A 13,056-nucleotide genomic window follows, 5' to 3' on the forward strand; every position below is an offset into this window, starting at 1 on the left:
TCATGTTCTCTTTTTAAATCGTAAGGAACCTCAGACACTTTATTTCCCAAAATCCCCCGTTAAAGACACTTCATACGGCTGTTTATTCTGATATAACATGTCTCAGATTCTTTAGATTTCTGAGAACGCCTCAAACCCTTAATTAAGACGCCTTCGATTCGTTAGCGCTTCATACTTCGCTCTAAACACGTTCAGGTATGCATCTGCTTTCAGCAGGTTTGAAGACAACTTTAATCAACAAAAGAAGCGTTCCTTTGCGGACGCTTCTTTTGCTATACCTAATTTAACTGAAATACTTATGTGTATTAGATAAACCTCGCCTCATGACCGTCATCTTTCCTCTTGATTATTCGTATTCATAGGAAGCTCTCTATAATACGGACAGCCAGGCTCATGAATAATACGTGGATCAACCCAAGTGCCCCAGTACGGAAGACGGTTTACGTAAGGTTGCATGTTTGGTTGGTTGTTCGGCTGTGAGTTGGGCTGCATGTTTGGTTGTAAATTGGGTTGTGTGTTTGGTTGTGTGTTTGGTTGCATGTTTGGCTGTACATTAGGCATTACGTAAAGCTGATGATTCACATTTGGAGCACTGTTAGAGACAGGAGCAGTTGAAGCCTGGCAATCTGCCGGCGGGCCAATAATCACTGTTTTTTGGATGGGGGCGAGCGCTTCTTGAACTTTTGTCTCGTCCAGACAGTACGTATGAGCCAGAACATTCGCAGGGGTAAGACGCAAGATGTCTGAGCCAAATATCGCTTCAGGCACAGGTGCATCGAAGATCGCCAGTAAGTGCGTATGATCTACAGTAGCCATTTCATAGTGCCACCAACCTTGTGGTACATTAGCCACCTGCCCTGGAGTAATCGGGAAATGAAGCAATACATTGGTGAACGGATTAATGAGGGACACGACGGCCGAACCGCTGATGCAGTATACCAGTTCAGTTGCATTCTGATGAATGTGTGGTTCAACCACATTGCCAGTGCTGAGGAAAATATCCAGTAAAGAAGCATTGCCCAATGTGTTCAACTGTTTGATGGAAAGTGCGTTAATATAGTTGTTCTCGTCCTTTTTGAATAACGGATTTTTGCTCAAATCGTAAGTAAATTCGGTGGTTGGTAAAGTAAAATCCATGTATGAGGTTGCCAAAATAAAACGCCTGCCCTTCGCTCTCGGTTTAGGTCATAACCTATATCCCAGCTTATGCCCAGCGCCCAGATTCGTGAGCCCATTTCCGCCAAGTTATCGTCGCATAACAAATATCCCTGACTCGGACATCCCGAGCAGGGCTCTATTTGTTACATGTTCTTTTTCATTTCCCAGACTTCTTCCCAATGGGTACCAAATGGGATATTCATTAAATCTACATACTCCAGCCAGTGCATTCTTGTGACAACATCCGGAGTTCCCTCAATCAGTGCATTTGTCACCAGTAAAGCACGCAGATTCTTCAGTTTTTCCAACTCCGGAGGGAGTTCACGTATACCAGAATATACTATCTCCAGATACTTCAGCTCACTTAATTCACCAATCTCAGGCGGGATACAATTTAATCCCAACTCAGTTTGAGGCTTGGGCCTCCAACCAGGTGCAGATTCAAAAGGACTGCCACAATAAATTCTTAACTCTTGAAGTTGCTTCAGTTTCCCGATCTCTGCCGGAATACGTTCCAGATCCAGCGTTGTAATGACCAATCTTTCCAATGAAGTAAGTTCAAACAGACCTGCAGGGAGGGAGTACAGATTCTGCTCAAAAATGGTCAACTCCTTCAGGTGCTTCAACTCCCGAATTCGTTCGGGAAGCTCACTTAAACCATGTAAGCTGATATCCAGCTTATCGGTCTGATGCCTGATCGCATCGTCCAGAAGATGGTCAATTTCCTTATGACGATCCAAATCAAAGAACACCCCCGGAATCCGCTCCATAAGTTCACTCGCTTCTTTGTATGTAATCCTCATGCCGTACATATGCTCATGGGCAACAGAGAAAAAATAATCATTTCCGTCTTCTGTCATAAAGCAAAGATCGTCCGGCAATGACGGGTAACACCAATCATGAAAACGGTTGGCTTCTTCTTTGAGCACTTGACCCGATTCCGGAGTACAGCGATATGTATAATAGATGCCTTCGGAATAATAGGCTCCGCTTTTCAGCATCATCTCTTCCATCGTAGTACGTTCCACAAGATAGGGCTCCAATCTCTCTAACACACGAACTACTTCCGGTATCTCGTTCTCTTCGTACCTTTTTCTGTCTACCAGCATGAAACGATCTGCCTTCTCTATCAATTCGTCAATCAACAGTTCATAGGCAGTTCCTCTTGGATCAGTGTGAAAAGCTACGGCCACCTTATATTTCCCCCTTCATATTTATATTCATAATTTCAATCTGCTGTATCATCTGAAACCACTGTGGCATAGGCTGATATCATCAATCCAGTCATTGGAGGCTTGTTACATGGCATACGGCCCTGGTTCATTATCATCCCCGCAACCTGCGGGTTATCCTTACCCTTATTATCCGCCACCCCCACCGTATCCTTACCCTTATCCCTATCCATACCCGCCCATCGTTCCTGTTCCACTACCATATCCGATCGGCGGCCCTTGGTGGCATGGTGGATATCCAGGTGGTGGTTACCCCGGTGGTGGCTATCCCGGTGGACACCCTGGTCATTTCCCAGGAAGTGGTTATCCAGGCGGACCTCACGGCGGTGGACCTGGCGGCCCGGGTGGTCTTGGTGGACACGGAGGACCTCCAGGCGGAGGATTTCACGGACATCGTTTCTTTCAGTGGTAATCATTAGACTTATTCAAAGTATTTGTTCAGATAAAGGAGCTGCTTCGGCAGCTTCTTTATTATTGAAGGAATTTTCTAATCGTGCAGGACTTTTAATACGTGATCTCATCCATCATCTTCAGATTACGGTTCGACATGCTGAGGAGATCCGTGAAGGTAGGTGTAAGGTAATAGACAAAGTCCGGATCGTGAACGTACATAATAATCTGTCCATACGTCCCTTCCTCCGTTGGATCGAAATCGAGCATCAGATACAGTGAACCTCCGGCGATCGTTGCAAAAGGAATCCATTGTTTATGGAACAGGTATGGCTTGATCTCCGGGTCCAACTGGCTGATCTCGTCCTCAGAATAGTACTCTTCGAGCTTCTCATCCACTTCACAGAAGTATTGTTTGGTCTCTCGAATCTCTTCCAATGACATCAGATAAAAGGGTGTACAACGCCCACCCTCGGCATCACCTGGGTACAGCATATGCAGCCCGTAACCACTGCCATCTTTCCTTTGGTAAAAGGTGCGAAAATCGCCAGGTAGCCTGACGCCATACTCCTTTTCGAATAGATCCAGACTTTCCTCGGATGCACCTTCCCGATGTTGATATTCTTCAAACAATTGCCGAATCTCTTGATCCTGTATTCTCTCATCTAACAAGTGATTCAGCTCATCCATTAACACGTTTAATGATACATTCGGCTCCAATCTCACCACACCTCCCCTATCTCAGTTCTTCTCTTCTTGTAGATACTGATGATATCCCCAAAACGCTTCTTCCTCTCCGCCGCCTTCAATCAGAATCATGACTGCGTAAGATAACAAATTAAGCCATTGTTCCATCAATGCCACCTGTTCGTCCGAAATGAGGTTGTTGCTGCGAAGCATACCCTCAGGTTCAACGGCCCAGGCACGGGCCATGTGAGTAATTCCCCATAGACATGCCATGACTTCCCCATCCAGTGTAGACCGCGCAAGTTCTGGTGCCAGAACCAGTAATATCTCCATCAACTCATGAAAATTCCCCTCAATCAAATGTCCACGGAAAGGCCGCAGACTGCCAATAAAACCGTTCTCCATCTTGGGATGACTCAGATCATCATAGGAAAAGGAGTGACATTTTAATAACGTTACAGCCTCTTCACGTTCCATTCGTTCACCCCTTTACAGGTTGTCATGCTGCCTCTCACCAGCGCAGAGGTTCTTCTCCACGCCACAACACATTCCGCTCCAATTCACAAAGAGCGCCTGTACCGATCCCGTACTCGTCCATTTCTTTGGAATAAAGATCAAGCACATGCAGCATGCCACCATATGTGCCAACTGCCAGCTTGGACTGCCCTGGCGATACGGCGAGAGAATAGATGGTACTTCCCACAAAATGACGCCATACTTCCTTACCCTCGCCATTTACACAATATAGATAACCATATGCATCCCCAAGCACCATGCCTGCCTCTATTTCCACCGCTGCATACACTCGTGCATTCTCATCCATCACTGGCCAATCTTCCTTCGTTTCATTGCCTGCAATTGATTCCAGCCGGACCTGTATCGTGACCCCATTATAGAAATGACATGCGTTAAACCAGACGGTCTGGTTATCACTGGTGAATGCTGCATAATGAGGGTAGCTCGATTCTGGATAGAGAGAGTATGTCTTGTTCAGCTGGCGGTCCATCACCATATGATTGCTCCCTTGGCTGCCATAGGCAATCCACCGACCATCCCGAGATACCGCTGCATGTCCCATGTCTAACTGTGTATCCTCTAGCTCATATTCTTCGATCTCTGCCAGATCTGGATGAAGCAAGGTCACTTGATCTTGCGCTACCAGATATATCCCGTATCGTGAATGTATGAGTAGTGCTCTGCCTTCATCCATAGGTATAAGTCCTTCAAGTGTCCGTTCGGGATGCTCACAGTCCGCAAGTGATTCAATCCGAGGTAATGCCGACTGTATCCGGGCTTGAATATCTTCCCATCGATATGTCGCTATCTCCTGTCCTTCCAACTTGCGATCTGGCTGACGAATGATACGAATCCCATCCGGTCCTGCAAGCGCAAAGTCCAATCCGTCTGATGAGCAACCTGCAAAAGTATATGGAGTGATCAACTGCCATCCGTGCTGATCCATCGTATATATCTGACTATTCTCCGTGAAAACTCCCGTATTACATACAATCGTTTCCTCGTTCAGATAACCTACAACTTTGACCGCTTGCATGGAAGCCTGAAACGCCTCGTTCAAAGGCCACGTCGCTGCTGGCAGCTCACGTCGGAGCATCTCCAAGTCACCGTGGAGATTGGCCTGTCTCACCATCTGGAATACTTCAGTACTCATTCCGCTTCTGGAGTCTCCCTCCAGCTCGGATTCATCCGGTTGCTCTCCACGCATACTTCTCCGGACAAATGCATTGACATCCCTTGCATAACGCTTACCTTCATTGCGCCATTGTTCCGCGATGTCTTTCTTTAACCAACTCATCTGTTCCCCTCCACTATGCCTCTATTTATATGCCATGCAATGATGTGCTTGCAAGAACAAACTGATTTCGTTATCCATCGCCTCCTCCGCACCATTCTTTTCTTCATAGAACAGGGCAACTTCTCGCCCAGTGGCGTAGTTAAATCGTAGATATCCTCCCATCGATACCATAAACAGCTTGCACATGTACTCATTCTCCAACACAGTATCCCACTTAAATTCTGTTTTGCATGTATCGGCGAGTTCCTTCATGGAGCTTCCCTGTTCCGTCCCTGAAAAATGGTAAAACGTATGTTTCCGAAGCTCATTCCACGGTTCAAAGTATAATGGCGTTATCGGTTTATCCTGATGGTAATACCCACAATAGATCCGGTCCAGCGTTTCACCAAATTCAGTCTCCGAGCATGTCCATAAGGTGATATTCTCATCATGACGCGGTAGCCACAACAGCCCCTCAACTTCCGGATGAACAGCAAGGAAATCTCCATCTACAGAACTGCCGATGGAGATGCACTGCTCAAGTTGATGCTGACTTATAGGCGAATCATCCGTATGTATCCAAAAATCATATTCCACAAAAGGCTTCAACACTTCTGGGTCTGGCCTCTGCACATTCATCCATCCCGTATAAGTACCTTCCCCATATTGTTCAATCCAGGTGCGGTATGATAAAGGTAGCGAGATGCCGTGCTGTTGTTCAAAGTGATCCAGTTCCTCTGTTGGAACCGGCTTAAGTACACGGGTTACAATATACATTTTTCGACATCTCCCATCTCAGTTTGGTTCATTCGTTTTCAGGATCTAAGCCAGTTCTTCCTGTACAATTTCAGTCCATACCCCTTTACGATTCAGAATGCGAATGGCAAAGGCATCATATCCATCACGCTTGACCTGATCAAAATGCATGCGCTCTCCCGTAATCAGTTCATATGCACCATTTTCATCTACATCTTCGCCAAACTCTTCATCCCAAGGCACATTGTAGTAGGCCGTCAACTCTACCTCAAAGATGTCCTCTCCTTCAACATCCAGGTAAGGACGAAGGGGTCTGTCATGTAGTGCTTTTTCCGAATAGGTCTCACATAACATGGCATCATATCCGTGCTTGGCGGTATCAATGAGCAGATAACGTTCACCCGTGACCGTATGCTCCGCATATACAAGAAGCGGTGTCGAATCATGCCAGGTAATCAGATCATCTTCGGTTAAGTCACCATAATAAAAAATATGGAATTTATCATGACCATCACTCATTTGAAGTTTGCCTGTCCACTCCACTTCATCGGACTTTATGTTTACTTTCTTCCTAATTAATCCTTCCAGATAAGCAGGTCCGTGTTGTACACCATACTCATTCATCATCTCGCCTCCGATTTGTTCATTCGAATGGTAACCACTTTGTGTTCCTCATCCACCGTCAGTTTCACATCAATGTTTAACTTGTCGCGAAATAACGCCGTAATATTGATATAGGGATCGCGCACGGCTTCACCGCCACCACCATTCGTAGAACGGCTCATTCCCTGATGAATAATGGATTCTACCAGCTGTTTATCTCCCTTGCCGATGTTATTGTAGGTGTAGATCACCTGCCCATCCTGATCATACAGATTCAAAACCGTTGTGAAGTCATTGGCGTTCTCATACTGTCTCTCGGTCTGTACATAGTTGTGATCAGTGCGTTGATAGTTTATAGTACCAGCCAGATACGGATTGTCCCCACCGGGCTTCACTTCATACTCCCGATAGGCCAGATTAAACAGGTATTGGATATGATTCATATCAATTCGGTAATAAAACTGACGGTTATCTCCCCCTTTGTCCATCGCTGCAAAACTGTTAATCAGCGGCCAGGCTTCATAGGACTTCCCATTAACCTCAACGGCGAGAGCATAGTCAGATAATACTGTCTCTTTTTGAAATACACCAAATGTCTGTAAAATAAAATAAGCCGGAATCATCAATACACCCAGAATGATTGCAAAAATAGTCAATTTTACGCGTAGTTTCATATCTTCTCTCCTTGCGGCCTTAACGCTTCATCTTCAATTTCATTCTCATCCAGTCTTGTGCTGAAGCTTTGACAGTGTACGCACAACCACATCCCTGTTCTTCGCATCTTTGATATAAGCCGGAATACTATGTGAAGCCGTTCTTATAGGCATACTTCCGTATTTCACACGCAGATCTGCGGAGACATAAGCGATGAGATAATTCAGATGTTCCCGATTCACAGCCCATATTATTTTTCCTCTGAAATCATCCAGGAAGTATAATTCCAACCCGAATACAGGGTCTTTCCCTGCACGAACCTCCGAAAAAAACCTTTGGTATGTCAGCTTGGCATGTAATTCTACCTGATTAACAGAACCACAATGCGGACATTCCAGATGCGTCGATCGGTGAGACGTCTTCTTCTCGTCCGTGACTTCCACGTTAAACCAACGTTCACATACAGCACAATTACCCTTGGCGTTATATTGATACACTGATTCTTCTAAAGCTTGAACGTAACATTCGAAACACTTCCATCCCAGTTGATCATTCTGTTGTTCAATCGAAGCGTGCCCACCGCATTTGGGACATTTCACATCAATCCGCTCGCCCCGTTGAAGAACCGAATAGAAACTGTACTTATACGCACCTTCATCTTCGAAACGTTTCATCCTGTATCCCACCCTTCTCCTGAAACTATGACACACACCACGTCAGAATACTCAAAATTTACCAATCCATCTCTCTAAAATTATATGAAACTCCGTTCCTCAGCACAAGAATTGAAGCCAGATTATTGAAAACGGCTCTAATAAGACATACCCAAGTGTGTGCCTCATCACACTCGTCCCCACCTCAATAACGTAATCTATAACTAAATAACTACTGAAATGAAAGAAAACCTGCTTTTTAGATTGTGAAAAACATCACTTGAGTAAAGGTTGTGCAACTATGTTTTCCATACTGAATGTATATAAATGGTCACTCGTATTCGCTATATTCACAGCAACTCTCTCTCACTGTAGTTCAACCGATACGGTTAAACCCGTTCACCATGATGAAGTCTCATCCTCCTCTGCGATCAGTCAACCCCCGGTGGAACCGATCATTCGCAGAGAAGATTCTACGGTATATATTGAAATGACGGCCCAAGTTACAGATGTCGAAATCTCCGAAGGTGTGATCTATAACGCTTGGACGTTTAATGGTACCGTTCCCGGACCCGTCCTACGAGTGACCGAGGGAGATACTTTGGTGTTCACGTTAAAAAATAAAGATTCCAGCTTACCTCACTCTATGGATTTTCACGCTGTACATGCTGCTCCAAGTAGCAAATTTATTGATGTTATGCCAGGCGAGGAAGGTACATTCACTTATCCAACCTCCTCACCTGGTGTATTCATGTATCACTGTGGAACCAAACCGGTCCTTGCCCATATCGCAAACGGGATGTACGGCATGATTATTGTTGAACCCAAGGCAGGATACCCTTCCGATCACTTGATTGATCGTGAGTATACCCTTGTTCAGAGTGAATGGTACAAAGAACATGATTACGAGGCCTTTTTGAACGGGGAACCGGAATATGTCGTATTTAATGGCAATGATTATGGATTAGTAAAACATCCTCTGTTAGCCAAAGTAGGAGATACGGTGCGGATCTATATCAGTAATGCCGGACCCAATGAAGTCTCATCCTTCCACGTTGTAGGTACCATTATGGACCGTGTGTATACCGACGGGAATCCACGAAATATTCAGTATGGAATACAGACGGTTATGCTTCCCGCAAGTGGTGGAGCTGTCGTAGAGTTCACCGTGACCGAAGAAGGTGATTATGCGATTGTAACCCATCAGTTCAACCATGTAGCCAAAGGAGCTGCCGCTGTTCTGCGTGTGACCAAGGATGGTACGGATCATGGTGGACCCACGATGTCTCACTGAGACATGACAATAGATAATGGCTATACCTATCCTGAACCATTCGAGGTGATTAAACGATGATCTGTACACACGAAGCCAAGGATGCCTGTTTCTCCAAAGTATCTCTGTTCCAGCATCTTGATCCATCCGAAGCAGCATTGCTGATCTCCCTTCTGCATACCCGCAAATATAACAAAGGCGAAGTTGTCGTTCAGGAGGGCGAACGCTCAGATACGCTTTACGTGATCCACCAGGGATGTGTGAAGTTATCCAAATACAATGAAAATGGCAAGGAACATATTATTCGATTTCTGTTTCCCGGTGATTTCTTCGGACAAGATTCCCTGTTACACCAAAAACCACATGCGGCAAACGCCGATATTCTGGAGCCTTCGGCCATCTGCTCCATCAACAAACATGACTTTGACCAGTTACTTGAACATGATCCAAAGCTTGCTTACCATTTCCTGCTTGCCATTTCCAATCTTCTGCGTGAAACAGATGAATGGAACAGTTCGCTCAGTGCGATGACAACGGAACAGAAGATTGCCAAGCTGCTTTTGTATTTCCATACCCGAAATCATGCAAGGCATGAGATCCGCTTGCCTGTTTACAAAAAAGATATGGCTCTGTTACTCGGGATCACACCCGAAACACTTAGTCGTAAACTCGCTATAATGCAGACCCAGGGACTGCTTCAGGTTACAGGAAACTGCATCCTTATTCTTCAACTGGAGCAGCTTAGGGAAAAGGTTACTCACTGAACTAAAGATTTGACAATAACACTGAGATGACAGAATAACAGCGTATTTGGACAAGTATTATATTTCACATCAGATGTGAGTATCGTCACAGTGCGGGCTTACGTTAGCGTATACAGTTAAGAAAAGATCTACAGGAGGGTTTTGCGATGAATACGGTTGTTAAATTGGACAAACAGATCATTATGCACAAAATGCAGGAGTTATGTTCACTACTGTTACAAGATGAAGGATACAAAGAGATGCGGGACATGATTGATCAGTTTGCAGCAGATGAGCAGGCCACAGCCCAGTATGAGCGTTTTATGGAGAAACATCAGGCACTGGAGGAGAAAGAACGGCAAAATATTGAGTTGCTTGCCTCTGAAATTCAGGTATATGAAGAGGAAGAACGCGCTCTTTATGATCATCCCCTCATTCGTCGGTTTATCTATGCACAACGGGAGTTCAGTCAGCTACATCAGCAGATCAGTCACTATTTCACGAAATCCGTGGAGTTGAACCGCCTGCCCGAATCCAATGAACTAGGTAAGGAAGCTTGCGGGTGTGGAGGAAGTTGTTCCAGCAACCACTAAGATCATCCTTTGTCTAAATAATAAAAAAAGAGTATCCGATCAGAAACCACTCTATTCGGATACTCTTTTTTATATAAATCAACTAATATTTACACGACTATGTAGAGGACAGCGATCGGAAGCTTATTCTGTCATCTACAGATCCAGCAACAGCGATACGAGCAATCCCATGGATGCAATCAAACCCACAATTGGCCCACCTTCTTCAAAGGCTTCCGGCATCATCGTCGAGCAGATCATGGCAATGATTCCACCACCTGCAAATGCACCAATCGCTGCACCCATCTCCTCTGGAAGCTGTTCCAGAAACAGATATCCACCCAAAGCCGCAAGCGCGGAGATCAATAGTACACTCAGCCACATTAATATGATTTTGCCACGACTGTACTTGCCCTGTAGTCCAACCGTACTGGACAGACCTTCAGGAATGTTGCTGACAAAGATGGATACCACCAGCACCACACTGACACCGTTTCCGGCCAGCAAGCTGGCTCCAAGCATGATGGATTCCGGGATAGCGTCCATTACTGTGCCTGCAAAGATCCCCAAGCCGCTTTGATTCGAGTCTCCTGACTTTCCCGAGCGTTTACGCCCTGCCCCACCCTTTGCCGAGATGAGCAGGTCAAACAAGGTATACACGACGGCACCTGCCGTAAAACCAATGGCTGTAGGGATGATCCCCCCATCATTCAGCGCATCTCCGAGTAGTTCAAAGGTTGCTGCCCCGATTAATGTACCTGTCCCAAAAGCCATGATCCATCCGATTACTCGTTTGGGAATCTTTAGAAACAGCGCTGCGAGTGCACCAATGACAACCGCTGAGGCAGAGATGCCGCCCCACATGAATGCAGTCCACATCCGGGTCGACCCCTCTCTTGTTCAATAATCTTCTATCATTCCATTAACCCTTGCCGACGAATCAAAAACAATCCTGTGACGTTGTGACCTATATCACCTGCTGTGTTCAAAAATCACGCTATGATGAAATGATGCGAATTACAACAGAACAGATCAGGAACTGTACGGCTCCAATAATTTCAATGATACCGACCTTCATAGGGCGCAGTGTTCTGCCTGCATATATGAAGGTGCGTACAGCGGAATAGACATACGCCAAAGACATCCATGGATATCCAATCACCATCGGTATGATAATTAGAAGGATATGTACCATGCGAGTTAGCATCAGCCATCGCTTATTCGTTCGCTCTCGAAAGACTGATTTCACAAAGAACGTACTTCCTGTAAAATGTAAGAAAGAAAACAAAACGACGATCGCCATTCCATAGTCCCAGTGCCCGCCTCCTATGAGATAAGCAGCTGCTCCCCCTAGAGAGAATACGAGCATGGCACACAGGTCATTGGTAAGCGAGCGTTCTACTTTGTGTCTCACATGCCAGATGTTCACCAGCAACAAGCCAGCCAGTACCGGGCCAAAGAATAATAGTGAGATCTGACCCAGAACGGGTGGGATCAAACAGATTAGAGCCACTGTACCGTAGATTGCCGCCCACTTGTAGAGACGATGTCGATTGGCATTCTTTTTCAAAGACTGTAGTAAGGGATACGCGGTTAGATATAATCCAAGCCAAGCTACAAATAAGGGCGCATGCAGCCAGTGCGGACCACTTGCAATCACACCTACCAGAAAAGGCACACCAACCATGGCCCAGCCGCCATGTTCATGAGGGATAACGATTGAATGCGTATTGGTCTTCACTTCACAGTTAACCTCCTAGGATTGAATGATATCGAAGTTAGAAATATGAACACAGAGAGGAAAGATTCTCATGAGCAGGGTAAACAAAGATTCAGCAGCGGAGTTTCTACAACAGTTCCCCATCTTTCAGGACCTTAGTCCAGAAGAATTAATGCAGGTCGAAGATATCGCCATTTCCAGAAGCATTCATAAGAAAACGGTCATTTTTAGCGAAGGTAGCGAAAAAGAAGCTGTTTTTTTCATTCGTACCGGCATCGTAAAAGCATATAAAACGGATGAGAACGGACATGAACAGATTGTCTCTTTTCTCAAAACAGGAGATATGTTCCCGCACACCGGCTTTTTTAACGCACACCCCTATCCGGCTACCGCTGAAGCGATTACCCCTACCGAACTTCTGGCCATACCTGTCAGACTGTTCGAACGTTTAATGCTGAGCACTCCATCAATTGCGATCAAAATCATGCGTGTACTCGGAGACAAAATACGAGAATTACAGGATAAATTGCAGGTACTCTCTGGTCAGGACGTGCGCAACCGCGTGCTCTCCTTCCTTCTCATGCTCGCAGAACAACACGGACAGACGCATGGAGACCAAATTATCATCAACCTGCCCATGACACACCAGGAGTTTGCCAATTCCATTGGTACAACAAGGGAAACAGCGAATCGGCTTCTAAATCAGCTTACAAAAGAGCATTTAATCGAAGTGGATCGCAGCCGAATTATCATTCTAGATTTACAAGCATTGAAGCAACAAAAGGATGCATGATCATCCAGCTCCACTAGGGTTACCCCAGTC

The 13,056-nt window shown here is 45.5% G+C and carries 16 protein-coding genes; 5 read left to right on the forward strand and 11 right to left on the reverse strand.

Going from position 1 to position 13,056, the window contains the following annotated elements; all coding sequences use genetic code 11:
* Positions 1–330: 330 nt before the first annotated feature.
* Entirely contained in the window at positions 331–1,152 is an 822-nt protein-coding gene (locus MKY92_RS18290; protein ID WP_339297209.1) for a cupin domain-containing protein, read from the reverse strand.
* Between the two features lie 149 nt (positions 1,153–1,301).
* Entirely contained in the window at positions 1,302–2,351 is a 1,050-nt protein-coding gene (locus tag MKY92_RS18295; protein WP_339297210.1) for a leucine-rich repeat domain-containing protein, read from the reverse strand.
* Positions 2,352–2,460: 109 nt separating this feature from the next.
* Here MKY92_RS18295 and MKY92_RS18300 point away from each other — a divergent pair, with 109 nt between their 5' ends.
* Entirely contained in the window at positions 2,461–2,802 is a 342-nt protein-coding gene (locus MKY92_RS18300; protein WP_339297211.1) for a hypothetical protein, read from the forward strand.
* 92 nt (positions 2,803–2,894) lie between these two features.
* Here the strand turns inward: MKY92_RS18300 and MKY92_RS18305 are convergent, their stop codons facing one another.
* The 7 genes from MKY92_RS18305 to MKY92_RS18335 are packed head-to-tail and all read right to left on the reverse strand — an operon-like array spanning position 2,895 to position 7,946.
* Complete coding sequence (locus MKY92_RS18305) at positions 2,895–3,500, reverse strand: SMI1/KNR4 family protein (protein WP_339297212.1); 606 nt, start codon at positions 3,498–3,500, stop codon at positions 2,895–2,897.
* 21 nt (positions 3,501–3,521) lie between these two features.
* Positions 3,522–3,944, reverse strand: coding sequence for a hypothetical protein (locus tag MKY92_RS18310; protein ID WP_339297213.1), 423 nt, complete (start codon positions 3,942–3,944; stop codon positions 3,522–3,524).
* Positions 3,945–3,978: 34 nt separating this feature from the next.
* The gene (locus MKY92_RS18315) at positions 3,979–5,280 is read right to left on the reverse strand and encodes a hypothetical protein (RefSeq protein ID WP_339297214.1); all 1,302 of its coding nucleotides are present in this window, start codon (positions 5,278–5,280) and stop codon (positions 3,979–3,981) included.
* Between the two features lie 21 nt (positions 5,281–5,301).
* A complete protein-coding gene (locus tag MKY92_RS18320) occupies positions 5,302–6,036 on the reverse strand; it encodes an SMI1/KNR4 family protein (protein WP_339297215.1) in 735 nt (244 codons plus the stop codon).
* Positions 6,037–6,081: 45 nt separating this feature from the next.
* Complete coding sequence (locus MKY92_RS18325) at positions 6,082–6,642, reverse strand: hypothetical protein (protein WP_339297216.1); 561 nt, start codon at positions 6,640–6,642, stop codon at positions 6,082–6,084.
* Entirely contained in the window at positions 6,639–7,292 is a 654-nt protein-coding gene (locus MKY92_RS18330; protein ID WP_339297217.1) for a hypothetical protein, read from the reverse strand. Before MKY92_RS18330 ends, MKY92_RS18325 begins: the two co-directional genes overlap by 4 nt.
* A gap of 45 nt (positions 7,293–7,337) precedes the next feature.
* Positions 7,338–7,946: a hypothetical protein gene (locus MKY92_RS18335; RefSeq protein ID WP_339297218.1), complete on the reverse strand. Its 609-nt coding sequence runs from the start codon at positions 7,944–7,946 to the stop codon at positions 7,338–7,340.
* Positions 7,947–8,226: 280 nt separating this feature from the next.
* Here MKY92_RS18335 and MKY92_RS18340 point away from each other — a divergent pair, with 280 nt between their 5' ends.
* The 3 genes from MKY92_RS18340 to MKY92_RS18350 all read left to right on the forward strand — a co-directional run bounded on the left by MKY92_RS18340 (position 8,227) and on the right by MKY92_RS18350 (position 10,534).
* On the forward strand, positions 8,227–9,219 hold the full coding sequence (locus MKY92_RS18340) for a multicopper oxidase domain-containing protein (RefSeq protein ID WP_339297219.1): 993 nt from the start codon (positions 8,227–8,229) through the stop codon (positions 9,217–9,219).
* 56 nt (positions 9,220–9,275) lie between these two features.
* Entirely contained in the window at positions 9,276–9,962 is a 687-nt protein-coding gene (locus tag MKY92_RS18345; RefSeq protein WP_339297220.1) for a Crp/Fnr family transcriptional regulator, read from the forward strand.
* A 146-nt stretch (positions 9,963–10,108) separates the two neighbouring features.
* On the forward strand, positions 10,109–10,534 hold the full coding sequence (locus MKY92_RS18350) for a YlbF family regulator (protein ID WP_150365489.1): 426 nt from the start codon (positions 10,109–10,111) through the stop codon (positions 10,532–10,534).
* 135 nt (positions 10,535–10,669) lie between these two features.
* On the opposite strand, the gene MKY92_RS18355 is transcribed toward MKY92_RS18350, so the two are convergent.
* Complete coding sequence (locus MKY92_RS18355; protein ID WP_339297221.1) at positions 10,670–11,392, reverse strand: ZIP family metal transporter; 723 nt, start codon at positions 11,390–11,392, stop codon at positions 10,670–10,672.
* 118 nt (positions 11,393–11,510) lie between these two features.
* Entirely contained in the window at positions 11,511–12,254 is a 744-nt protein-coding gene (locus tag MKY92_RS18360; RefSeq protein WP_339297222.1) for a YwiC-like family protein, read from the reverse strand.
* A 70-nt stretch (positions 12,255–12,324) separates the two neighbouring features.
* On the opposite strand from MKY92_RS18360, the gene MKY92_RS18365 reads away from it, so the two are divergent.
* The gene (locus tag MKY92_RS18365; protein WP_339297223.1) at positions 12,325–13,026 is read left to right on the forward strand and encodes a Crp/Fnr family transcriptional regulator; all 702 of its coding nucleotides are present in this window, start codon (positions 12,325–12,327) and stop codon (positions 13,024–13,026) included.
* The last annotated feature ends 30 nt before the right edge of the window (positions 13,027–13,056 follow it).

The organism is Paenibacillus sp. FSL R5-0623, from assembly GCF_037974265.1.
In the GTDB taxonomy this organism is placed as follows: Bacteria; Bacillota; Bacilli; order Paenibacillales; family Paenibacillaceae; genus Paenibacillus.